A 23,714-nucleotide genomic window follows, 5' to 3' on the forward strand; every position below is an offset into this window, starting at 1 on the left:
CTCACGCGCCGAGCGAGTACCCCCTCTCCCGCAGCTGACGGCGCGAGTGCCCGGCGAGCATGAGCCGGTGCAGCTCTTCGCGGCCGGGCTTGAGCTCATAGGCGAGCAGCCCTCGCGCCGCCTCCGGGTCCGTCTCGCCCTCGCCGTAGGCCGGGCACCACCGAGCCACCGGGCAGACCCCGCACGCCGGGCGCCTGGCATGGCACACCCGCCGGCCGTGGAACACGAGGTGATGGGACAGCCCCGTCCAGTCCCGCCGCTCGAACAGGGCCGCCACCTCGTGCTCGACCTTCACCGGATCGGTCTGCCCCGTGAAGCCGAGCCGCCGCGCCAGCCGGCCAAAGTGAGTGTCCACGGTGATGCCCGGCTGGCCGAACGCGTTGCCCAGCACGACGAACGCGGTCTTGCGGCCGACGCCGGGCAGGCTCACCAGGTCCTCGAGACGCCCGGGGACCTCGCCGTCGAAGCGCTCGACCAGGTCCCGAGACAGGCGCAGGACGGCGGCCGCCTTGTTCCGGTAGAACCCGGTGGGACGGACCAGCTCCTGCAGCTCGACCTCGTCGGCGCCGGCCATCGCGGTCGCGTCGGGGAACCGGGCGAACAGGGCCGGGGTGACCGCATTGACCCGCACATCGGTGGTCTGGGCGGACAGGACCGTGGCGACGAGCAGCTCGAACGCGGTCCTGAAGTCCAGCTCCGCGACCGCATACGGGTACGTCTGGGCGAGCACCCGGTCGATCCTCCGCGCACGGCGGGTCAGGGCGAGGCGGCTCTCTCCGGTGGGTGTGGCGGCACGGGCGGCATCGGTCGTCATCGCCCCATCGTCGCACCCGCCCGCGCACCGCCATGCCGCTGAACTTGTGACCGGCGACACCCGGACGGCATGCTGTGGAGCGACCGCACCGAGTCGCGCCTCACATTCGGCGCGGCTCGACGACCCGAAGGAGAACCATGAGCGAGCACCAGACGCAGACTTTCCCGCCGCCGCGTGAGTTCGCGGCAAACGCCGTCGCGACCGCCGACCTGTACGCCGAAGCGGAACAGGACCACGAGGCGTACTGGGCCCGCCGCGCGCGCCAGCACCTGCACTGGGAGCAGGACTTCACCCAGGTGCTGGACTTCTCCGCGGCCCCCGTGGCCCGCTGGTTCGCCGACGGCACCACGAACGCCGCCTACAACGCGCTCGACCGCCACGTCGAGGCGGGGCACGGCGAGCGCACCGCAATCATCTTCGAAGGCGAGCCCGGTGACACCCGCACCTACAGCTACGCCGAACTGGCGGCCGAGGTCCGTCGCGCCGCCAACGCCTTCGCCTCCCTCGGCGTCACCAAGGGCGACCGGGTCGCTGTCTACCTGCCGATGATCCCGGAGGCCGTCATCACGATGCTCGCGTGCGCTCGCCTCGGCGCCGTGCACTCGGTCGTGTTCGGCGGGTTCTCCGCCGACGCCCTGCGCTCGCGCATCGACGACGCCGAGGCCAAGCTGGTCGTGACCGCCGACGGCTCGTTCCGCCGCGGCACGCCGTCGATGCTCAAGCCCGCCGTCGACGAAGCCCTGTCCGCCCCGGGCCACACCGCCGAGCACGTAGTCGTGGTCCGCCGCAACGAGGCCGAGATCCAGATGACCGAGGGCCGCGACCTGTGGTGGCACGAGGTGGTCGACTCCGCCTCCGACGAGCACGAGCTGACGTGGCACGAGGCCGAGCACCCGCTGTTCATCCTCTACACCTCCGGCACCACCGGGAAGCCGAAGGGCATCCTGCACACCACCGGCGGCTACCTCACTCAGACAGCCGCCACGATGCACGACACCTTCGACCTCCGGCCCGAGACCGACGTGTTCTGGTGCACCGCCGACGTCGGCTGGGTGACCGGCCACTCCTACGTCGCCTACGCCCCGCTGGTGAACGGCGCGACGCAGCTGATCTACGAGGGCACCCCCGACACCCCCCACCAGGGCCGCTGGTGGGAGCTCGTGCAGAAGCACGGCGTCACGCTCCTCTACACTGCGCCCACCGCGATCCGCACGTGCATGAAATGGGGCCGGCAGATCCCCGACGAGTACGACCTGTCGAGCCTGCGCGTGCTCGGCACGGTCGGCGAGGCGATCAACCCGGAGGCCTGGCGCTGGTTCCACGAGGTGATCGGCGGCGGCCGCTGCCCCATCGTGGACACGTGGTGGCAGACCGAGACCGGCGCGCACATGCTCACTCCGCTGCCGGGCGTCACGACGCTCAAGCCCGGATCCGCACAGCGGCCCGTGCCCGGCGTGGACCTCGCGGTGGTCGACGAGAACGGCGAACCCATGACCGGCACCGAGCCGGGCCTGCTCGTCGCCCGGCGCCCCTGGCCGTCCATGCTGCGCGGCATCTGGGGGGACCCGCAGCGCTTCGCGGACACCTACTGGTCGCGCTTCGAGGGCATGTACTTCGCCGGGGACGGCGCCCGCTACGACGAGGACGGGGACATCTGGCTGCTGGGCCGCGTGGACGACGTCATGAACGTCTCCGGGCACCGCCTCTCGACGCAGGAGATCGAATCGTCCCTCGTCGCGCACGAGGACGTCGCCGAGGCGGCCGTCGTCGGCGCCGCGGACGAGACCACCGGCCAGGCAGTTGTCGCCTTCGTGCTGCTCACGGAGGCGGCTGCCGCACGGGACACCGACCCGGAGGAGACCGGCCGAGCCCTGCGCGCTCACGTCGGCGAGGACATCGGCCCGATCGCCAAGCCCAAGCGCGTGCTGGTGGTCCCCGAACTGCCGAAGACCCGCTCGGGCAAGATCATGCGACGCCTGCTCAAGGACGTCGCGGAGGGTCGGCCGATCGGCAACACCATGACCCTGGCCGACCCCGGCGTCATGGACCGCATCTCTGAGGCGGTCGGCTCCCGCTGACCCCGACCCGGGCACGAGACAGGGCCGGCCCCCGTTCGGGAGCCGGCCCTGTCCGCGTCGATCGGCGGTTCAGAAGCGTTCGGCCGGCGCGTAGGCCGGAATCGCCTCCTCGTCCTCCGCCTCATACCGGTGGTCGTCCAGGTGCGGGTCCGCGTCGTCGGGCACATCGCCCGAGGACTCGTCGGGATGGCGCACCAGGTTCACCATGGCCAGGGCGAGGCCGCCCCAGACGGTGGCCATCGCCACGATCATCATGATCACTGCCGAGGTCTCCACGTCAGTCCTCCTTCGTCGAACGCGGCTGGGCCGCGGGGCGGGCACCGGCGACGACGGGGAGCTCCCCCGTCGGGCTCGGCACCGGGGTGCCGTCCTCGTAGACGAGCTCCGCGGCCAGGTCCTCGTTCACGCTCTCCTCCGCGTTGAGCCCGGAGGTCGCCGACCAGGGCAGCAGGGACAGCCCGACGGCCAGGACGATGACCAGGCCCATCATCCCCCAGCCGAAGATGCCGAGGAAGTGCGCCGGGAAGTCGCCGTAGCCCTCCTTGAGGGTCGTCGTGATCCACGAGAGCAGGGTGTAGGACAGCACGATCGGCAGGACGATCGCCACGAGCACCTTGTAGAACTCGCCGAGCTTGAACGACGAGACCGCGTTGAGGTGGCGGCGCAGCATGTCGAGTCGGCCGAGGACGCCGGAGACCATGAGCACCGCCACCAGGGCCGCGCCGACGATGCCGATGTTGTTCACGAACGCGTCGGTGACGTCGAGCAGGCTCATGCCCGAGGTGGTGCCGAACAGGAACAGCGAGACCAGGGCGCAGACGCCGTTGACGCCGATCACCGCGGCCCAGCGGCCAAGACCCAGCTTGTCCTTCACCGCCGAGACGACGACCTCGAGGATCGAGATCATCGACGTGAAGCCGGCGACCACGAGGGAGCCGAAGAACAGCACACCGATGACCGCACCGGCGGGCGCTTCGGAGATCAGGGCAGGGAAGGCGATGAAGGCCAGGCCGATGCCGCCGCTGACGACCTCGCCCACGGCCACGCCCTGCGCCTGCGCCATGAACCCGAGCGCCGAGAAGACGCCGATGCCGGCGAGGACCTCGAAGCCCGAGTTGGAGAAGCCCACCACCAGGCCCGACGAGGTGAGGTTCGTGCGGCGCTTGAGGTAGGAGGCGTAGGTGACCATGATGCCGAAGCCCACCGAGAGGGAGAAGAAGATCTGCCCGTAGGCGGCGATCCACACCGCCGGGTCGGTCAGCACGGACCAGTTCGGGGTGAAGAAGGTGTTCAGGCCGTCGACCGCGCCCGGCAGAGTCACCGACAGGCCGACCAGGATCAGGAACATCAGCACGAGGATCGGCATGCCGATCATCGAGGCGCGGGCGACACCGCGGCGAATGCCGAAGCCCATGAGCAGAATCAGCAGCGTCCAGACCACGATCATCGGGATCAGCACGGGGCCGACGAAGTCGAACGAGGGCATCGGGTCATCGGCGGCGCGCAGGTACTCCCCCATAAAGAAGCCCTCGGGGTCCTCTCCCCAGCGCTGGTCGACGGAGAACCAGGTGTACATGATCGACCAGGCGATGATCGCGGCGTAGTACACGCCGATCACGAGGCAGACGAGCACCTGCACCCAGCCGATCCACTCGGCCTTCGGATGCAGCCGCCGCCAGGCCAACGGCGGGGCGCCGCGGAAGCGGTGGCCGATGGCGTAGTCGAAGAACAACAGCGGAATGCCCGCCGTGAGCAGGGCGATCAGATACGGCAGGATGAACGCTCCGCCGCCGTTCTCATAGGCAACGTAGGGGAAGCGCCAGATGTTGCCGAGGCCGACGGCCGAGCCGACCGCGGCGAGGATGAAGGCCCAGCGGCCCGTGAACTCCTCACGTGATCGCTTCGGCCGTGGCTTGGCCGCTGTGTGGACGGTGGGCATGGGTGACCTCCGGGGCAATGCACGTCGTGCGGGAAATGAAGGTGACCCTACTGTAGGACAGTCCGGGCCGTTATGTGAGGGGCCTCACTTTCCACGATGTGGACATCGCAGCCCTCGCCACACCTCAGCCCGGGATGCACGCGCCCGCCGGCAGCGTCCTCTCGAGGCCGGCCGCGCGGTCCACGAGGTCCTCGTACTCGTCGCCGGCGATGGCGTAGCCCAGCGTGCTTGAGCCGGGCGCGCGTGCGAAGACGAGGCCCGCCACCTGCCCGTCGTCGGTCACGAGCGGTCCGCCGGAGTGGCCGGGGACGATCTCGGCGTTCAACTGGTAGATCTCCACGGCACCCTGGGTGCGCCCGTAGATATCGGACAGCAACGCCTCGGTGCGCCCCTGCACCCGGGCCGGCGTCTCCACATACGGCCCGCCCGCGGGGAAGCCGAGGGCGTGGGCCTCCTGCCCCGGTTCGAGGTCCGCGTCGGTCTCGGGCACCGGCAGGTCGGCGCCGTCGACCGCGACGACGGCGAGGTCGCGCTGCGGATCCAGATGCACCACGCGACCGGAGTAGACCTCGCGGGAGGCTGTCTCGACGGTCGGGGCGTCCACACCGGCCACCACGTGCGCATTGGTGAGGATCCGGTCCGGCGCGATGACCACGCCCGTGCCGTTCTGCGTCTGTCCGCATTCGGCAGCCAGGCCGGAGAGCCGCACCACCGACTCCCTCACCTTGGGCGGCGCCGGGGCGGCCTGCACCGGTTCTTCCTCCGCTCCGGTGCCAGGGGAGCTCTGCGTCGACGGGCTCGGGATTGCCCTCGACTCCGGGGCACCGTCCGAGCCCGCAGAATCGGCCGGGTCGGCAGCGGCCCCGGAGTCGCCCGGGGCGGGCACCCGCACCTCGGGGAGCATGTTCAGGCCCGCGGCCGCCACCCGCGACTGCGCGAGCCAGCGCTGACCGGCGTCGGGCATCGCCCTGTCGATCACCGTCAGCACCGTCGACCGGTTGACCTCGGTCGTGACGGGAGTCAGGCCGAGCGTGCCGAGCCCCAGCGCCAGCATGCTTAGCGCCACAGAGGCCACGAGCACCGAAGCGAGGGCGCCGAGTACACGGTCCACCCGCCGCAGCACAGGCAGGTTCACGTGCAGGCGGATCCACCCTCCGACACTCTCGCCGATCGTCGTGCCGAGGCCGACGAGCGCGACGACGACGCCGAGGATAGCGACCCAGCGCCAGTCGGGGTCGGCCACCCAGCGGGAGACGAAGGGGACGGCATAGAAGGCCGCTGCGGCGCCGGCGACGAAGCCCAGCAGCGTGCCCGCGACGATCCACAGGCCACGGCGATGCCCCTGCACCAGCGCCACCACCAGCAGCGCCACAAGGACCAGGTCCAGCCAGGCGATCCCGAGGATCATGCGTGCACCCTTCCGTAGAGCCTCTGACCCGGAGCCCGCCCGGCGCCACTTGCCCGAACGCACAGCCTAGCGGCAGGATCTGGGGCGATGCGGCACAATGGTGCCCAGCCCAATCACACCGGCACGGCCCCGCCCCCTGCGGGTCCGGTCACAAGAGAGGACGCGCCACACACGATGGATCTCGAGGTTCTGCGCAAGGCACCGCTGTTCGCCCACCTGGATGACGAGGTGTTCTCCATCCTCACCTCCGAGCTGACCGAGGTCGAGCTCTCCCGCGGCGCCTCCGCCTTCCACGAGGGCGATCAGGGCGATCAGCTGTACGTGATCATGTCCGGCAAGATCAAGCTTGGCCGCACGGCCTCCGATGGCCGCGAGAACCTCGTCGCCGTCCTGGGCCCGGGTGAGATCTTCGGCGAGATGGCGCTGTTCAACCCGGCACCGCGCAGCGCGAGCGCCACCGCCGTCTCCGCGACCCGTTTGGCCGGCCTGCGCCATGAGAACCTGCGTCGGGCCATCGGCAACTCGCCCGAGGTCTCGCTGCAGCTGCTGCAGGCGCTCGCCCAGCGCCTGTCCAAGACCAACGAGTCCCTGGCGGACCTGGTGTTCTCCGATGTCCCGGGCCGTGTCGCCAAGGCCCTGCTGGACCTGGCCGACCGCTTCGGTCGCCCGGCCGCCGACGGTCTGCTCGTGGCCCACGACCTCACCCAGGAGGAGCTGGCCCAGCTGGTCGGCGCCTCCCGCGAGACCGTCAATAAGGCCCTCGCGGAGTTCGTGCAGCGCGGCTGGATCCGACTGGAGAACCGCGCCGTCGTGGTGCTCGACCTGCAGCGCCTGCGCCAGCGCTCCCGCTGAGGGCGGCGGCCCGGTCCGCGACGGACCGGCCTGCGCGCCGACGAACGAGGCCCGGCCCCCGTGAGGGGAGCCGGGCCTCGTTCCGTCCAGGACGGCGCACGGGGACGGGTGCAGCTCGGTTCAGCTGTCGGCCCGGGCCGAGAGCCCCAGCAGGAACCCCGCCGCGCACGAGCTGCGCACGACGCAGTCCACGGCGGCGCGCACCATCGAGGAGCACTGCAGCCCGGCGTCCTCGTCCAGCGTGACCGCCGGCATCCACTGCAGCGCGCCCGGGCAGTTCTCCTCATCCCGGCAGGCCGCGCCGTCACGTCCGACGGGCTGCTGGCCCGGTGGCACGGAGACGGCGAAGATCCACGCGTCGACGCGGCGGTCGTCCTCGGCCGGGCTGACCCAACGGGTCACCGGGTGCAGCAGATCGGTGCGCACGCCCAGTCCCCGTCGGGCCAGCTGGCTGGGCAGCCCCTCGGCCCCCGTCTCCAGGCTCGATCGGCCTGCGGACCACAGCGGCGTGTGCGGATCGGGGACGACGTCGTCCTCGCCGGTGCCGGCCAGCAGCAGGCCCGTCTCCTCAAAGAGCGTGCGCACGGCCGCCATGACGTATTGACGCGCCACGCGCACATGGGACACATCGAGCCGTCGAGCCCACTGCTTGGGGGAAGGACCGAACCAGTCGCACGCGTCCGCGTCCTCCTCCTCGGGGGCGCCTCCGGGCAGCACGAGCCGGCTGCGCTCGGCGGACGACTCCGCCCGCTGCCGCACGAGCACCTCCGGGCCCTGCGGGCCGTCGCGCACCACCAACACCGTCACGACCGGGCGTGCAGGGCGCACCGGCCCCCTCCGAGGCGGCGCGACGGCCTGCGGCGCGGTTTCTGGCTCAGCGCGCACGAACAGTGAGCTCGACCTCGACGGGGGCGTCCAGGGGCAGGACGGCCACACCCACCGCAGAACGCGCGTGTCGACCGGCGTCACCGAAGACCTCGGCGAGCAGGTCCGAGGCGCCGTTCACGACGGTCGGCTGCGCGGTGAAGGACGGGTCCGAGGCCACGAATCCGACGACCTTGACGACCTGTTCCACCTGCTCGAGCCCGCCCAGCACGGCGTGCACGGCGGCGAGCGCGTTGACGGTGCAGCGCCGAGCCAGCCGCTGCGCCTGCTCGGGGTCCACGCCGTCGACGTCGGCCCCCACCTTGCCGGCAGCCTCGAGGGCACCGTCGACGAACGGCAGCTGCCCGGAGGTGAGGACGAGATTGCCGTCGCGCACGGCCGGGACATAGCTGCCCACCGCGGCGGCGACCTCCGGCTTCGTGATGCCCAGCGCGGCCAGGCGCTCGGCCGCGCGGCCCAGCCCCCAGCCGGCGTTCTGCTGCTCGGGCATGCTCAGGCCGCCTTCGGACGCTTGAGGTAGGCGACGGGGTTGGTCCCGTCCGGGCCGGGGATCACGGTGACCAGCTCCCAGCCGTCCTCGCCCCACTGGTCGAGGATCTGCTTGGTCGCGTGCACGATCAGCGGCAGGGTGGCGTATTCCCATCGGGTGTTCTCGGCAGTCATGCTGACCAGCCTACCCACGCCGACCGACGCGCCCCAGACGACGGCGCCCCCGTCCGGCGAGCTGCCAGGGGACGCCGGTAGACTGCCGCGCATGGCGCAGCGCAAGTCACCCTCCAAGGACACCGCGACGCCCCTTGGCCGACTCCTGAAGTTCCTGGGATTCTCGGCGCTGGCGGGGCTGCTCGTGGCCGGACTCATGCTGCCCGCGGCCGGGATCGTCGGCGCGGGGGCGAACGCGGGTTCGGCGATGCTCGGGGCGCTGCCCTCATCACTTCCGGACGAGCCCGTCGCGGTCCCGTCCAAGGTGGTGACCTCCGACGGCAAGGAGATCGCGACCTTCTACGAAGAGAACCGCAAACCGGTGAAGCTCGAGGATATCGCCCCGTCGATGCGCCAGGCGATCGTCGCCATCGAGGACGAACGCTTCTATGAGCACGGCGGCGTCGACCCCCGCGGTCTGGCCCGCGCGATGGCGAACAACGCCACCTCGGACTCGACGCAGGGCGCATCCACCCTGACGCAGCAGTACGTGAACAACGTGCTCATCAACTCCCAGATGCTCCGCGGCGACTCGCGCCTGACCCTCTCCGGGTCCAAGGAGATTTCGGACAAGGTCAAGGAGATGAAGCTCGCGGTCGAGGCTGAGAAGACCATGACCAAGGACGAGATCCTCGAGGGGTATCTGAACCTCGTGCTCTTCCAGGGTCGCGCCTACGGCGTCGAGGCGGCCGCCCAGTACGTCTTCGGCAAGTCGGCCAAGGACCTCGAGATCTGGGAGTCCGCGACGCTGGCCGGCATGGTGCAGTCACCCACCGGCTACAACCCGGAGACCAACCCGGAGGGCGCCAAGGCACGCCGCAACACCGTGCTCGGCGCGATGCTCAAGAACGACTACATCACGCAGCAGGAGCACGACCACGCGGTCAAGCAGCCGCTGGAGGTCACGATGGAGTCGCTGCCCACCGGCTGCCTTGCCGCCGAGTTCGGCCAGTACTTCTGTGACTACGTCGAGCGGCAGGTCCTGGCGAGCCCGGCCTTCGGCCCGGATGCGACCTCGCGGAAAGCCATGCTGCACCGCGGGGGCCTGACGATCCGCACGACCCTCGACTCGAAGCTGCAGAAGGCGGCCGAGAAGGAGGTCAAGGAGCAGGTGCCCAACGACGAGTCCGCCGGCATCGGCGCCTCGCTGCTCACCCTCGAGCCGGGCACGGGCAACATCAAGGCGATGGCCCAGAACACCGACTACTCGCTCGGCAGCGGCAAGGGCGAGACCAGCATGAACTTCAATGTGGACCGCGAATGGGGCGGCGGCGCCGGCTTCCAGGCGGGATCCACGTTCAAGCCGTTCGTCGCGCTCGCCTGGCTGCGCAACGGGAACAAGCTGATCGACACCGTCCCGGCGGACACCGACCACTACCCCATGGGCACCCGCTTCGCGGCGTCCTGCCGCGACAGCGGCTACGTCACCGTCGGCGCGCCCTGGGACCTGAGCAACGTGGTGCAGGGCCTAAAGAAGCAGGACCGCATCGACGAGGGCCTGTTCTGGTCCGTCAACACCCCGACGGTTGCGGCCGCCTACATGACGGACCTGTGCGACATCACGTCGCTGATGACCGAGCTCGGCGTCCGCAAGGCGGACGACTCGATGCCCATCAGCCCGGACTCCCCCGCGTTCCTGCTGGGCTCGGACTCGATCGCACCGATGTCCCTGGCCCGCTCGTTCAACGCCCTGGCCGCGGACGGTCTGTACTGCGAGCCGCGGGTCTTCGAGTCGGTCACGGACCGCTCGGGCCGCGAGTATGCGGTGCCGGACCCGGAGTGCCGCCAGGTGATCGACAAGGAGCACGTGCACGAGCTGTCCCCGGTGCTGCAGGGCATCGCGGACCTGAACATCCTCCAGGACGAGGCGGACTTCGCCGCCGCCGGCAAGACCGGCACGAACAACAACATGTCCTCGACCTGGTTCGTCGGGTACACGGACAAGCTCACGACGGCCTCGTGGGTGGGACGCTGGACCAACCAGAAGACCCTCGCCGGCGAGACGATCAACGGCAAGAAGTACGAAGAGTTCTACGGCACCGAGATCGGCGGGCCCCTGTGGCGGGCCTACATGGAGGCGGCCAACGAGAAGTACAAGCCGGGCGAGCTTCCCGACTACGACGGTCCGCAGTTCAAGGACCACGGTGTCGAGGGCTCGCATCCGGCGGGAACCGACTACACGCTCGACGACATCGAGCGTCCCGGCCCCACGCCCGACGATTCCGCGGAGGACTGAGCCGGATGCCGATGACCTCGACCCTCGGGCGCGCTGCGGTCGGCCTGGCCGCCGCCGGGGCCACCGCTGGAGCGTGGGGGCTGGCGGAGGCGAGCGCATACACGGTGCGCACACACCGGGTCGCCGCCCTGCCTCCCGGCTCGGCGCCGCTGCGCGTGCTGCACCTCTCGGACGTGCACCTGTTGCCGTGGCACCGCCGCCGCCTGGCCTGGCTCTCGCGCCTGGGCGTGACGCGGCCAGACCTGGTGGTGAACACGGGCGACAACATCGCCTCGGACCGCTCGATCACCCCGCTGCTCGAGGCCTTCGGCCCGTTGCTCGAGGTGCCGGGCGTGTTCGTGCCCGGCTCCAACGACTACTACGCGCCGAAGCGTGCCAATCCGCTGCGGTACTTCGCGGGACCCTCAAAGGTCGAGGCCTCGACGCGCCGTCGCCTGGACAGCGACGGGCTGTTCGGGCGGTTCGTCGAGGCCGGCTGGCGCGACCTGACGAACCGCTCCGTGTCCGTCGAGGTCGGCTCCGCCGCGCCGCTCGAGGTGCTCGCCGCGGGCACGGACGACCCGCACCTGGGCCTCGACGAGTTCGGCGGCTTCACCGCGGCAACCCACGGTCCCAGCGACGAGGTCTTCACGCTCGGGGTCACCCACGCCCCGTACCGGCGGGTGCTCGACGCGATGGTGACCGACGGGGCGGACATGGTGCTGGCCGGTCATACCCACGGCGGCCAGGTGTGCCTGCCGTTCTTCGGGGCGCTGGTCACGAACTGCGATCTCCCCCGTCGTCAGGCCTCGGGCCTGTCCACGTGGAGCGCCGGAGGGCGCACGGTGCCGCTCGAGGTGTCCGCGGGCATCGGCGCGGCCCCCGCCATGCCGCTGCGCTTCGCCTGCCGCCCCGAGGCCGTCGTGCTGGATCTGGTCGCCCGTCTCTGAGCGGTCGGTTCAGGCGGCCGACCCGACGGCCTACACTCTCTGAGGTGACCCCCGTCTCATCCGCACCGCGCGCCCCGGGCTCCTCTGGCCCCGGTGCGCCTGTGCGCACTCTGCGCGCCTGCGTCGCGGGACTCGGCCCGTATCTGGAAGGAGTGCGGGTGCGCTGGTGCCTCGGCCTGACGGCCGCACTGCTCGCCGGCCTGGCGGCCCTCGCGATCCCGCAGGTGATCCAGCTGCTCGTGAACCGGGTGTTCACCACGGACCCCGGCCCCGACGGCCGGACGCAGGTGCTGTGGGCGGCGCTCGCCCTCGCCGTGCTCGGCCTGGGCGAGGCGCTGTTCGTGTGGCTGCGGCGCGTGCTGGTGCTTCCTCCGGCGGCCGACGTGGAGAACCGCGCCCGGATCGCCCTGTACGGCCGGCTCCAGCGGCTGCCGGTCGCCTTCCACGACGCGTGGCCCTCCGGCCAGCTGCTCTCCCGCGCCCAGGCGGACCTGGGCCTGCTGCGCCGCTGGATCGCGTTCGGTTCGGTCATGTTCATCGTGGACTCGGCGGTCATTGCGATCGGTCTGGCGCTGCTGTTCGGGCTGTCCTGGCAGCTGGCCCTCGTCTACCTGGTCGCGGCCGCGCCGATCATGTGGCGCTCGTTCGGCTTCCGCAACGACTTCCGCTCCGTCTCCCGGCTCTCCCAGGACCAGGCCGGCGACCTGGCGACCACCGTCGAGGAGTCCGTGCACGGCATCCGCATCCTGAAGGCGTTCGGCCGGGGCGCGCACGCCCTCGACGGGTTCGCGGCGCAGGCCTCAACGCTGCGCGACACCGAGGTCCGCAAGGCCGGGATCCTCGCGCGCTTCATCGGGCTGGTGGTGGGCCTGCCGGAGCTGGCCCTCGGCGTCGGGCTGGCCCTGGGGCTGTGGCTCGTGGCGCGCGGCGAGCTGACGGTCGGCGCCCTCGCCGCGTTCTTCGCGACGGCGGCGGTTCTCGCACGCCCCGTCGAGTCGGTCGGGCAGCTGCTGGGCATGACCCTGTCGACGAAGACGGCGATCGACCGGCACCTCGACGTGATCTCCATCGAGCCCGCGATCGCCTCGCCCTCGCCGAGGGCCGCCGCCACCGGCCCGGACGCCACGGAGCCGGATCCGGCGCCGCGGGGGCGCCTGGCCCTGCGAGGCGTGCGCTTCGCTTGGCCGGACGCGGGCGCCGATGAGCCGGAGCTGCTGCGCGGCGTGGACCTCGAGCTGGCCCCGGGCGAGACGATGGCGCTGGTCGGCGCGACGGGTTCGGGCAAGTCGACGCTGCTGCAGCTGGTCCCGCGCCTGCACGACGTCACCGCCGGCGTGGTCGAGGTGGACGGGCAGAACGTGCGCGCGTTCGATCTCGACGAGCTGCGCCGCCGGGTCGCCGTCGCGTTCGAGGAGCCCACGCTGTTCTCCGCCAGCGTCGAGGACAATGTGCTGCTGGGTGCTCCCGCCGAGGTCCTGGCCGACCGGTCCGCGCGGGACCGGCTGCTCGAGACCGCCCTGGAAACCGCGCAGGCCGGTTTCGTGCACGCGCTGCCCGAGGGCACGGCGACCCAGATCGGCGAGGAGGGGCTGAGCCTGTCCGGCGGGCAGCGGCAGCGCCTCGCCCTCGCCCGCGCGATCGCGGTCCGCCCGCGGATCCTCGTGCTCGACGACCCGCTCTCGGCCCTCGACGTGCGCACCGAGGAGGCCGTGACCGCGCGCCTGAAGGACGAGCTGGCGGAGACGACGACCCTTGTCGTGGCCCACCGCCCGTCGACGGTCGCCCTCGCCGACCGGGTGGCCGTCCTGGAGGACGGACGCGTCGTCGACGTCGGCACGCATGCCGAGCTGCTCGCGCGCTCGGCGCCGTACCGGCGGATCATCTCGTCCACAGACGAGGAGGTGCGCGCATGAGCCAGCGGCACGAGGCGACGCCGAGCGAGGCCCGCAGGCGCGGTCTCCGGCGCGCGAATCCCGCCCGGCCGGCAGAATTTCGGACTCGCGTCCACGGGGTGGGCGCCGAGGACGTCCTCGAGTACACGAACGACGAGCGCGCACACGTGCGCCGCCGCTCATGGCGGCTGTTGGCCGAGCTCGCCCGGCCCGTGCGGGGCGCGCTCGCCCTGACCCTGGTGCTCGTACTCGTCTCCAACGCGGCCCGGGCCGCCCTGCCGATGCTCATCGCATGGGCAATCGACTGGGGCCTGCCGCAGGCCGTCGAGCACGTCGAGGCCGGGGACTCCCCCGCGCCCGTGCTGCTCGCGGTCGGCGGCGCCTACGCGGGGGCGGCCGTCGTCGCCGGCGGCCTGCTGGCCTGGTACCTGTGGCTCACGGCCCGAGCGAGCCAGCGGATGCTGCTGGACCTGCGGCTGCGGGTGTTCCGGCACACCCAGCGCCTCAGCCTCGAGTTCCACGAGACCTACACGTCTGGGCGCGTGATCTCGCGGCAGACCTCGGACCTGGAGGCCCTGCGCGAGCTGCTCGACCAGGGCGTCTCTTCCCTCGTCTCCGGCGCCCTGTTCATGGTCTTCACCGCAGCGTCCATCCTGCTGCTGGACCCGCTGTCCTTCGGGGTGCTGTGCGTCGCGTTCGTCCCGGTGGCGCTGCTCGTGCGCTGGTACCGGCGGCGGTCAGAGGACGTGTACCGGCGCTCGCGGGTGTCCTCGGCCCGGTCGATCGTGCACTTCGTCGAGACGATGACCGGCATGCGCGCCGTGCAGGCGTTTCGCCGGCAGAAGGCCAACGACGAGCGGTACCGAGAGCTGGCCACGGAGTACCGCGACGACATGGTCGAGTCGCTGAACCTGTTCGGCGTGCTGCAGACCTCGCTCGTGGCGATCGGCAACCTGACGGTCGTCGCGATGCTCGTCGTGGGCGGCTTCCGGGTGCTGGACGGTCAGCTGGCGGTCGGCGTGCTCGTGGCGCTGCTGCTGGCCGGGCGGCGCGTGTTCCAGCCGATGGAGATGCTCGCGATGTTCTACTCGTCGCTGCAGTCGGCGACGGCGGCGCTCGAGAAGGTCTCGGGCCTGCTGGAGCAGGAGCCGACGGTGCTCGAGGCCGAGCGGCCGGTCCCGCTGCCCGGGGCGGCGCCAGGTGAGGGCGTCGCGTCGGGGCGGATCGAGTTCGCGGACGCGGAGTTCGGCTACGGCGCCGGAAAGACGGTGCTGCCGCGGTTCGACCTGACGATCCCGGCCGGGCAGACGGTGGCCGTGGTCGGGCAGACCGGGGCGGGCAAGTCGACGCTGGTGAAGCTGATCGCCCGGTTCTACGACGTGTCCGCCGGCTCGCTCACCCTGGACGGGGTCGAGCTGCGGGAGCTGGCGACGGCCGACCTGCGCCGCAACGTCGTGATGGTGACGCAGGAGGCGTTCCTGTTCTCCGGATCGATCGCGGAGAACATCGCGTTCGGCCGGCCCGGCGCGTCGGAGGCCGAGATCCAGGCGGCGGCGCGGGCGGTGGGGGCGCACGAGTTCATCCTGGGGCTGCCGGAGGGGTACGACACGGATGTGTCGAAGCGCGGCGGCCGCCTGAGCGCGGGGCAGCGGCAGCTGGTGAGCTTCGCGCGGGCGTTCCTCGCGGACCCGGCGGTGCTGATCCTGGACGAGGCGACGAGCTCGCTGGACCTGCCGAGCGAGCGGCTCGTGCAGGCCGGGCTGGAACGGCTGCTGGGGAGCCGGACGGCGCTGATCATCGCGCACCGGCTGAGCACCGTGGAGATCGCCGACCGGGTGCTCGTCGTGCACGACGGGCGGATCGTGGAGGACGGCTCCCCGGCCGAGCTCGTGGCTGCCGGCGGCCGGTTCGCGGCAATGCACGCCGCGTGGGAGGAGTCGATGGGCCGGGGGTAAGCGGCCGTGACCGCCCACACACAACCGTTGTGTGGTCACTTTCTGCCGGAATGCAGCGAGTTTGGCGACAGAAAGTGACCACGCAGCGCAGCGCTCGCAGTAACGACGCAACGCTCACAGTGACCACGCACCGAGGGAGGGCGGTGCAGGTGTGCAGGAGCCGTCCTCGCCGCGTCCACAGATCTCGGGGCGCGCCGCCATCGCTCCTGGCCGCACACCAGCATGGGCTCATGAGCCGCATGCCCGCACCGCTGCCGCCGTCGCTGCCCTCCCCATTCCTGGTCTCGGAGCTCACCGACGCTGGAGCACCCGCCGGCCGTCTCCGACGCGCTGACCTCGCCCGCCTGGAGCGGGGCGTGTACGCCTGTCGCGACACCGAGGTGCACGACCCCTGGACCGCGCTCGGCCTGCCGGCGCCGCCCCATCACCGCGCGCCCGGTCACCTTCGAGCACTGCTCCGTGCCCACCCGGCAGCAGTGCTCTCCCACGAGACGGCCGCCCACCTCCACGGCATCCCGTTCCCAGCCGGGCACGGGCAAGCCGCCCATGATCGCAGTACCTGGGTCCACCTGACGTTCCCCGCCGGCTCGCCGCGCACCCGACGTCCCGAGGTCGTGGCGCACCGCTGCCAGCTGCCCGAGGCCCAGGTGACGCACGTGCACGGTCTGCGAGTGACCACACTGGAGCGCACCTGGGTCGATCTGTGCTCGCTCGGACACCCGTGGCTGCTCGACGCTCTGGTCGCCGCCGGCGACCACTGCGTCAAACGACCCTGGACCGGGTTCGGACGCGCTCCCGCGCTCGCCAGCGTCGACTCCCTGCGCAGCACCGTCGAGAGCCTTCGCAAGTACAAGGGGAAGGGCGCCGCTCTGCAGGCCCTCGAGCACGTTCGCGTCGGCGCGGACTCGGCGCCGGAGACCGAGATGCGCCTCGCCCTGATCGATGCCGGCCTCGGCGAGCCGTCGCTGCAGCACCCCATCGATCCGACCGACCCGTGGTCCCCGGAGGCCGACGCCGCCTACGAGGACATCAAGACGGCGCTGCAGTACGACGGATGGCACCACCGCTCCCGCGAGCAGCAGGCGCGGGACGCGTCGCGGGATCGCTACTGCCAGGAGCGGGGGTAGCTCAGCCTGCGGCTGACGGCCGAGGACCGTCGGGAACGGTTCCGCTCCCTCATCCTCACGATTCGCCGCCGCCGCGATGAGACCGTCAGGACCGACGCCACGCCGTGATGCCGTCACCCGCCATTCCGAGTTGCGTGGTCACTTTCTGCCGTCAGGACACTGGATTTCCGACAGAAAGTGACCACGCAAGCACAGGCCGAGGCCAGGGACCGGGCAGCCTCAGCCCCGGAAGCGGCCTAGCCCCGGAAAGTGCGCCCCGTCAGACGTTCATAGGCCTCGATATACCGGGCGCGGGTCTTCTCGACCACATCGGCCGGCAGGGCCGGAGGCGCCTCGCCCGAGCCCCTCTCCCACCCCGAAGCCTCCGAGGTGAGCCAATCACGCACGAACTGCTTGTCGAAGCTCGCCTGCGCCCGACCCGGCTCGTAGTCCGCCGCGTCCCAGAAGCGGGAGGAGTCCGGGGTGAGCACCTCATCGGCAAGGACAATCTGCCCGGTCGCCGGGTCCACGCCGAACTCGATCTTGGTGTCCGCAAGGATGATCCCGGCCGCGCGCGCGAGCTTCTCGGCGCGCGTGTAGAGGTCGAGGGTCACGTAGCGCAGCTCCTCGGCCTGCAACTGACCGATCCGCTCCGCCATCTGCTCGAACGTGATGTTCTCATCGTGCTCGCCCACCTCGGCCTTCGCCGACGGGGTGAAGATCGCCGGCACCAGCCGCGAGCCGTCCTCGAGGCCCACCGGCAACGGCAGTCCCGTCACCGTGCCGTGCTCGCGGTACTCGGCCAGGCCGGAGCCGGTCAGGTAGCCGCGCGCGATGCACTCGACCGGGAACATCTCCAGCCGCTTGACGATCATCGCGCGGCCCGCGACGGCCTCCGGCACATCAGTGGAGACGACGTGGTGCTCGACCGGCGAGGCCGAGGCGCCGTTGTAGTCCGCGGCGAGCTGCTCGAACCACCACAGGCTCAGCTGCGTGAGGATCGCGCCCTTGTCCGGGATCGGCGGCTCCAGCACGTGGTCATAGGCGCTGATCCGGTCCGAGGCCACGACCAGCAGCGTCTCCGAGCTGCCCGGTTCGGCGTCCTCCGGCTCGTAGAGGTCGCGCACCTTGCCGGAGTAGACGTGTCGCCATCCGGGCAGCGCGGGGGCGTCAGCGTCCTCGAGGCCGCGGCGCGGCCGCTCGTGCCCGTTCGCCGCGCACGGCCGATCGTCGGCCACCGGGACGGCGATCTCGCCGCGCTGGGCCTTCGCCCCGATGTCGGTGCGCCACTGGGCGCCGTCGAAAGAGACCGCCTCGACACCGGCGTAGGCGCGCTCCCGCGCCACCGTCAGATTCGGCCCCCGACCGACGACGGCGAGCACGCGGCCGCCGTTGGTCACGATCGCGCCATTCTTCTCGGCGGTGCCGGCGTGGATCACGTCGACGCCGTCCAGGCCGCGCGCCGCGTCGAGCCCGCGGATCACGTCACCCTTCGAACTGGAGGCCGGGTAGCCGGCCGAGGCCATGACGACGTCGACGGCCACGTCGTCGCTCCACTGCAGAGGCCGGTCAGTGACGAGCCGCCCGGCTGCGGCATCGGCGAGCAGACCGCCCAGCGGGGTCTCGAGGCGTGCGAGCACCGCCTGCGTCTCCGGGTCACCGAAACGCACGTTGAACTCGATCACCTGCACGCCCGAGGACGTCACGGCCAGCCCGCAGAACAGCACACCCGTGAACGGAGTCCCGCGTCGGGCCATCTCGGCCAGCACGGGGCGCGCGACGCGGTCCATGACGTCATCGACGAAGCCCTCGGGCAACCACGGCAGCGGTGTGTAGGCGCCCATGCCGCCGGTGTTCGGCCCTTCGTCGCCGTCGCCGATGCGCTTGAAGTCCTGCGCGGGGGTGAGCGGGACGGCGTTCTCGCCGTCGCACAGCACGAACAGGGAGACCTCCGGACCGTCGAGGAACTGCTCGATCACGACGGTGCCGCCGGCGGCGAAGCACGCGTTCGCGTGGGCCAGCGCCTCGGCCCGGTCGGCGGTGACGACGACGCCCTTGCCCGCGGCCAGCCCGTCGTCCTTGACCACGTGCGGGGCACCGAACTCGTCGAGGGCGGCGGCGGCCTCGGCCTCGGTGGTGCACACGCGGGCACCGGCGGTCGGCACATCGGCGGCGGCCATGACCTCCTTGGCGAACGCCTTCGACGACTCGAGCCGCGCGGCGGCCTGCGACGGGCCGAACACGGCCAGGCCGGCCTGACGCAGCGCGTCGGACACGCCCGCGGCCAGCGGCGCCTCGGGACCGACGACCACCAGGTCGACGCCCAGATCGCGGGCCAGCGCGGTGACGGCAGCCGCGTCGGTCGGGTCGAGCGGATGCACCGTCGCTTCGTCCGCCATGCCGATGTTGCCGGGGGCGACGTGGAGGTCGGCCACCTGCTCGTCGCGGTTCAGGGCGCGCACGAGCGCGTGTTCACGGCCGCCGTTGCCAAGCACAAGGATCTTCACGGTGCCCCAGACTACGCGGCGCCGGGTGCTGCGGCACCCGGCTGGGCGCAGGTGAGCGATGCCGCGGCCCCTGGCCCGGCGGGACGGGCGGTCAGTAGGGTCGCGGGCATGACGATGCCTCCCCTCGGACCCCGCGACGATGCACGCTTGCACCACCCGGATCAGCAGGGCTCCGCCTCCGATGCCGGCCGCCACCACACCGATCAGCCGGCGTGGCTGCGTCGGGCCTACACCTTCGTGTTCGTGCTGTTCACATGCGTGCTGATCGCCGCCTTCGCCGCCCGGGGCCTGGGAGCCCAGCGCGGCGACACGGGCGCGGCGATCGCGGTGTTCGCCCTTGGAACCCTCGCGGCCGTCATCATCACGTGGTTCGTGACGCGACGACGCTGACGCGCAGACGGCGCTCAGCCTCTGATGATGCGCCGCCGCCGGGCCTCGGCCACGGCTTCGGTCCGGTTGTCGACCCCGAGTTTGGCGTAGACGTGCACCAGATGCGTCTTCACCGTGGCCTCGGAGATGAACAGCTCGCGTGCGGCCCCGCGGTTCGTCGCGCCGCGGGCGATGAGCTCGAGCAGCTCGATCTCCCGCGCGGACAGCACCTCGGCGCCGCCGGCGGCCCGCCCCATGAGCGTGGCCGCGACCTGCGGGGCCAGGGTCTTCTGCCCAGCCGCTGCCTGACGGACCGCATCGGCGATCTGCTCGCTGGGTGCGTCCTTGAGCAGGTAGCCGGCGGCACCGGCGCCGACGGCAGCGAGGATGTCGGACTCCGTGTCGAAGGTGGTGAGCACGAGCACCGCCACCTGCGGCCAACGTCGGCGGATCTCGGCCGTCGCGGCGATCCCGTCCATGCCCTCGCCCAACTGCAGGTCCATCAGCACCACGTCCACGGGCTCCGGCCCGGCAGACTCCGCCGCGAGCGCCGCGAGCGCCCCGGCTCCATCGGCGGCCTCGGCCGTCACCTGCAGATCCGGATGGGCCTCGAGCACGGCGCGCACACCTGATCGCACGATCGGGTGGTCGTCCACGAGCATCACACGCAGGCTCATCGCCGTGCCTCCTCGGCCTTGTCGGTCAGCGGGGCGCGCAGGACGACGACCGTCCCCTCCCCCGGCGCGGTCTCCACCTCGGCATGCCCCCCGACGGCCCTCATGCGGGCCCGCACGGCGCGCAGGCCCAGCCCCGTGCCCCGCTGCGGGGACTGCGGGGCCTTCGGCACGAGGGCCGTCGGCTCGTCCGCGTCATCCGGACCGAAACCCACACCGTCGTCGGCGACGTCCACCGCGAGCTGGCCCGGCAAGAAGCTGACGGTCACGCGGGTCCGCGTGGCCCGAGCGTGCGCGGCGACGTTCGCCAGCGACGACTGGGTCGCCCGCAGCACGGCCTGCTCGATCCGCGCTGGCACGGCCATGGGTGTGCCGACGACCTCGACCTCGGCCTGCACCGGGGTGCCGGCGGCGTCCTGGCGGCGTGCGAAGGCCTCCACGGCGCGTTCGAGGGCGCTGACGAACCCGGCACCGTCAGCCGCCGACGAGGCGTGCAGCCCGCGCACGAACGCGCGGGATTCGGCGAGGTTCTCGGCGGCCGTCTCACGGACGATCTCCAACCGGGCGCGGGCGAGCGCGGCGTCGTCGGCGTCCAGCGCGTCTCGTGCGGCCCGCGAGACGAGCACGATCGAGGCCAGGCCCTGTGTGAGGGTGTCGTGGATCTCGCGGGCCAGACGCTCACGCTCGGTCGCCACGCCGGCCAGTCGCTCGGTGCGGGCGAGCTCGTGCTGGGCGGCGCGGAGCCGTTCGGCCACGGCCCGTTGCCGCACCGACTCCAGATGCAGCGCCCGGTAGGCACCGTAGAGCACCACCGCGACGGCGGCTCCGACCAGCGGGCCGATCACGGCGGCCGGGCGCAGGACGGGGTCGCCGGCGCCCTCGCCGGTCCCCGGGCCGACGGCGGCGCCGAGCACGACGACTCCGGCCATCACGGCCACGATCAGCGGGCCGACCAGTCGCCGCACGAACGGGGTGCCGACCGTCAGAGCGACGACGTGCTGAGCGACGAAGAACAAGGGGAACGCCACCCACGCGAAGTCCGCGTGGTGGGCCACGAGCAGCCCCCACAGGGCCAGGACGAGGGCCAGCCACCCGACCGCGGCCGCGGAGCCCACGCTACGGCCCGCCACCCAACGGCGCCGTTCCACGACCGTGCCGATCAGATAGACGACGGCGAGCGCCGCGCTGAGGCACATCGCCGCCACCGCCGATGGCGACGTCAGTGCTGTCAACGCACTCGCCCCTGAGTTGTCCTGGCCGCCGGCGCCGCCCGGGTCGGCCTGGCCGCCGAGGGCCCGCAGCAGCCCGACGCCCAGCAGCCCCGCGAACGCGACGTGCAGGCACACTCGCAGGCCGGCGAGCACCCGCGGGGTGGCGGTGTCGTCGACGAGGGTGGAGCCGGCCATGCCCCCAGCGTAGGCGGGCCGAGCCGAGGCACCGTCAACCATTCGGTTGATCGGAGACCATCCCCCGTGGGCGATGCGGTGCAGCAGCACCGCGCACGAGCATGGAGGCCAGCTTCGAGACGAACGACGAAAGGACCCTGGCCCGTGTTCCTCGCCCTGAGAGACCTGCGCTTCGCCACCGGGCGGTTCGCCCTCATGGGGGCCGTTGTGGCGCTGATCAGCCTGCTGCTGGTGATGCTCTCCGGCCTGACGGCCGGCCTCGGCGGTCAGAACACCGGCGCCCTGGACCGCCTGGCCTCCCAGGGGGTGCAGCGCCTGGCCTTCGGCTCGCCGTCCGGCCAGGGCCCCGAGGCCAGCTTCGCCCAGTCCGAGGTGACCTCCGCCGAGCTGGAGGCATGGCGGCAGGCCGACGGCGTCGCCTCGGCCGACCCCCTCGGCGTCGCTCAGGGCCGGGCGAGCACGGAGGAGGGCATCGCCCCGGTCGCGCTGATCGGCGTGGCCCCCGACGGCGCGGACGCGCCCTCCGGCCTCGCCGAGGGCGAGGTCGTGATTGGTCAGGAGATCGCCGAGCAGCTGCACGTCGGGGTCGGGGACACCGTCGCGCTCTCCGGAGCCCAGGTGCGGGTCGGAGCCATCGAGCCGACGGAGTACCACTCGCACACCCCTGTCATGTGGCTGTCGCTGACCGACTGGCAGGAGGCGTCCCACGCCGGCCAGGACGTGGTGGGCACCGCCCTGACCGTGCGCCTGCAGGCTGGCCCGGGCTCGGCGGAGTCGGCGACCAACGCCGCCGACCAGGCGGCCGGCACCGTCTCGACAACCGTCACGGACGCCTACTCGGCGCTGCCGGCCTACTCGTCCGAGAACGGATCGCTGATGACGATGCAGGGCTTCCTCTACGCGATCGCGGCGCTGGTGACCATCGCGTTCCTCTCGATCTGGACGGTGCAGCGCACTCGTGAGATCGCCGTGCTCAAGGCGCTCGGCGGCTCGACCGGCTGGGTGCTGCGCGACGCTCTCGTGCAGGCCGGCATCGTCCTGTCCGTCGGGGTGCTCGTGGGCGCGGCGGCCGCTGCCGGTCTCGGCGCCCTGGCCTCGCAGGCCGTTCCGTTCACCGTGGACCTGGCCACCGTCCTGGTTCCGGCCGCGGGCATGATCGCCCTCGGCATGCTCGGCGCGACGCTGGCCGTCGTCCGCGCCGTGCGCATCGACCCTCTGCTCGCTCTGGGAGGAAACTGATATGACCGCCACCACCACGACCGCGCCCGCCCTGCGTGTGAGCGACGCCGTGCTCGACTACCCCGACGGCGACGGCGCGCTGCGCGCCCTCGACGAGGTGAGCCTCGAGCTGCACGCCGGGACGCTCACCGCCCTGACGGGCCCCTCCGGTTCCGGCAAGTCGTCCCTGCTGGCCGTCGCCGCCGGCCTCATCTGCCCCACCTCGGGCTCGGTGCAGGTCGCCGGCCGCGAACTCGCGGGACTGGCTCAGGCCCAGCGCACCCGACTGCGCGGCACGCAGGTGGCCGTCGTCTTCCAGCAGCCGAATCTGTTGGCTTCCCTCACGGCCCGTGAGCAGCTCGAGCTGACCGTGCGCCTGCACGGCTCCACCGACCGGGCCGCTCGCCGCCAGGCCCGGCGTCGGGCCGAGGAGCTGCTGGACCGGGTCGGGCTCGCCGACCACGCGCACCGGCGGCCTCATCAGCTCTCCGGCGGGCAGCGCCAGCGCGTGAACATCGCCCGCGCCCTGATGGGTTCGCCGGCTCTGCTGCTCGCCGACGAGCCAACCGCCGCTCTGGACCAGGAGCGCTCGGCGCAGATCGTCGAGCTGTTGGCCTCGCTCACTCGCGAGGCAGGGACGGCCACGCTCATGGTCACGCACGACGAGTCCTCCCTCGAGAGGACGGACGCCCACCTGCGGATGGTCGACGGCCGGCTGAGCGGGCAGACCCGCTGAGCGGACTC

The 23,714-nt window shown here is 72.0% G+C and carries 20 protein-coding genes; 10 read left to right on the plus strand and 10 right to left on the minus strand.

Annotated elements, in window-relative coordinates; translation table 11 throughout:
- Position 1: 1 nt before the first annotated feature.
- Positions 2–814 (minus strand): endonuclease III, encoded by an 813-nt coding sequence (nth, locus tag HDA30_RS06935; protein ID WP_158496477.1) that lies wholly within the window; start codon positions 812–814, stop codon positions 2–4.
- Between the two features lie 137 nt (positions 815–951).
- Here nth and acs point away from each other — a divergent pair, with 137 nt between their 5' ends.
- Complete coding sequence (gene acs, locus HDA30_RS06940; RefSeq protein WP_158496476.1) at positions 952–2,892, plus strand: acetate--CoA ligase; 1,941 nt, start codon at positions 952–954, stop codon at positions 2,890–2,892.
- A 69-nt stretch (positions 2,893–2,961) separates the two neighbouring features.
- On the opposite strand, the gene HDA30_RS06945 is transcribed toward acs, so the two are convergent.
- From HDA30_RS06945 to HDA30_RS06955, 3 genes are all read right to left on the minus strand, one after another.
- Positions 2,962–3,168, minus strand: coding sequence for a methionine/alanine import family NSS transporter small subunit (locus HDA30_RS06945; RefSeq protein WP_158496475.1), 207 nt, complete (start codon positions 3,166–3,168; stop codon positions 2,962–2,964).
- Between the two features lies 1 nt (position 3,169).
- Positions 3,170–4,831 carry a sodium-dependent transporter gene (locus HDA30_RS06950; RefSeq protein ID WP_158496474.1) on the minus strand — a complete coding sequence of 554 codons (1,662 nt, stop codon included), beginning with the start codon at positions 4,829–4,831 and terminating at the stop codon, positions 3,170–3,172.
- Positions 4,832–4,955: 124 nt separating this feature from the next.
- Positions 4,956–6,239 (minus strand): MarP family serine protease, encoded by a 1,284-nt coding sequence (locus HDA30_RS06955; RefSeq protein ID WP_184241488.1) that lies wholly within the window; start codon positions 6,237–6,239, stop codon positions 4,956–4,958.
- A 174-nt stretch (positions 6,240–6,413) separates the two neighbouring features.
- On the opposite strand from HDA30_RS06955, the gene HDA30_RS06960 reads away from it, so the two are divergent.
- Positions 6,414–7,091, plus strand: coding sequence for a Crp/Fnr family transcriptional regulator (locus HDA30_RS06960; protein ID WP_158496472.1), 678 nt, complete (start codon positions 6,414–6,416; stop codon positions 7,089–7,091).
- A gap of 120 nt (positions 7,092–7,211) precedes the next feature.
- On the opposite strand, the gene HDA30_RS06965 is transcribed toward HDA30_RS06960, so the two are convergent.
- Genes HDA30_RS06965 through sp36 form a run of 3 tightly spaced genes read right to left on the minus strand, consistent with a single transcriptional unit; the run spans position 7,212 to position 8,639 of the window.
- Positions 7,212–7,919, minus strand: a complete 708-nt coding sequence (locus tag HDA30_RS06965; RefSeq protein ID WP_158496471.1) for an NUDIX hydrolase — start codon at positions 7,917–7,919, stop codon at positions 7,212–7,214.
- Between the two features lie 46 nt (positions 7,920–7,965).
- Complete coding sequence (locus HDA30_RS06970) at positions 7,966–8,466, minus strand: RidA family protein (RefSeq protein WP_158496470.1); 501 nt, start codon at positions 8,464–8,466, stop codon at positions 7,966–7,968.
- A 2-nt stretch (positions 8,467–8,468) separates the two neighbouring features.
- Positions 8,469–8,639, minus strand: coding sequence for a Sp36 family protein (gene sp36, locus HDA30_RS06975; protein ID WP_184241489.1), 171 nt, complete (start codon positions 8,637–8,639; stop codon positions 8,469–8,471).
- Positions 8,640–8,730: 91 nt separating this feature from the next.
- Between sp36 and HDA30_RS06980 the strand changes: the two genes are divergently transcribed.
- The 5 genes from HDA30_RS06980 to HDA30_RS07000 all read left to right on the plus strand — a co-directional run bounded on the left by HDA30_RS06980 (position 8,731) and on the right by HDA30_RS07000 (position 16,817).
- A complete protein-coding gene (locus HDA30_RS06980; protein WP_158496469.1) occupies positions 8,731–10,914 on the plus strand; it encodes a transglycosylase domain-containing protein in 2,184 nt (727 codons plus the stop codon).
- Positions 10,915–10,919: 5 nt separating this feature from the next.
- Positions 10,920–11,843: a metallophosphoesterase gene (locus HDA30_RS06985; RefSeq protein WP_184241490.1), complete on the plus strand. Its 924-nt coding sequence runs from the start codon at positions 10,920–10,922 to the stop codon at positions 11,841–11,843.
- A gap of 101 nt (positions 11,844–11,944) precedes the next feature.
- On the plus strand, positions 11,945–13,756 hold the full coding sequence (locus tag HDA30_RS06990; RefSeq protein WP_184242416.1) for an ABC transporter ATP-binding protein: 1,812 nt from the start codon (positions 11,945–11,947) through the stop codon (positions 13,754–13,756).
- A complete protein-coding gene (locus HDA30_RS06995) occupies positions 13,753–15,690 on the plus strand; it encodes an ABC transporter ATP-binding protein (RefSeq protein ID WP_184241491.1) in 1,938 nt (645 codons plus the stop codon). Before HDA30_RS06990 ends, HDA30_RS06995 begins: the two co-directional genes overlap by 4 nt.
- 230 nt (positions 15,691–15,920) lie before the next feature.
- Positions 15,921–16,817 carry a hypothetical protein gene (locus HDA30_RS07000; protein WP_246418716.1) on the plus strand — a complete coding sequence of 299 codons (897 nt, stop codon included), beginning with the start codon at positions 15,921–15,923 and terminating at the stop codon, positions 16,815–16,817.
- Between the two features lie 236 nt (positions 16,818–17,053).
- Here the strand turns inward: HDA30_RS07000 and purD are convergent, their stop codons facing one another.
- Positions 17,054–19,303, minus strand: coding sequence for a phosphoribosylamine--glycine ligase (gene purD, locus HDA30_RS10765; protein WP_158496465.1), 2,250 nt, complete (start codon positions 19,301–19,303; stop codon positions 17,054–17,056).
- A 108-nt stretch (positions 19,304–19,411) separates the two neighbouring features.
- On the opposite strand from purD, the gene HDA30_RS07010 reads away from it, so the two are divergent.
- Complete coding sequence (locus HDA30_RS07010; protein ID WP_158496464.1) at positions 19,412–19,693, plus strand: hypothetical protein; 282 nt, start codon at positions 19,412–19,414, stop codon at positions 19,691–19,693.
- Between the two features lie 14 nt (positions 19,694–19,707).
- Here HDA30_RS07010 and HDA30_RS07015 read toward each other — a convergent pair whose 3' ends face one another.
- Together HDA30_RS07015 and HDA30_RS07020 are read right to left on the minus strand one after the other, a co-directional pair.
- Positions 19,708–20,349 (minus strand): response regulator, encoded by a 642-nt coding sequence (locus HDA30_RS07015; protein WP_158496463.1) that lies wholly within the window; start codon positions 20,347–20,349, stop codon positions 19,708–19,710.
- Entirely contained in the window at positions 20,346–21,752 is a 1,407-nt protein-coding gene (locus HDA30_RS07020) for a sensor histidine kinase (protein WP_184241492.1), read from the minus strand. The genes HDA30_RS07015 and HDA30_RS07020 overlap by 4 nt, the downstream gene beginning before the upstream one ends.
- Before the next feature lie 144 nt (positions 21,753–21,896).
- On the opposite strand from HDA30_RS07020, the gene HDA30_RS07025 reads away from it, so the two are divergent.
- Together HDA30_RS07025 and HDA30_RS07030 are read left to right on the plus strand one after the other, a co-directional pair.
- Complete coding sequence (locus HDA30_RS07025; RefSeq protein ID WP_158496461.1) at positions 21,897–22,991, plus strand: FtsX-like permease family protein; 1,095 nt, start codon at positions 21,897–21,899, stop codon at positions 22,989–22,991.
- 1 nt (position 22,992) lies between these two features.
- Positions 22,993–23,706 (plus strand): ABC transporter ATP-binding protein, encoded by a 714-nt coding sequence (locus HDA30_RS07030; RefSeq protein ID WP_158496460.1) that lies wholly within the window; start codon positions 22,993–22,995, stop codon positions 23,704–23,706.
- The last annotated feature ends 8 nt before the right edge of the window (positions 23,707–23,714 follow it).

Source organism: Micrococcus cohnii (assembly GCF_014205175.1).
GTDB classification, from domain to species: Bacteria; Actinomycetota; Actinomycetes; order Actinomycetales; family Micrococcaceae; genus Micrococcus; species Micrococcus cohnii.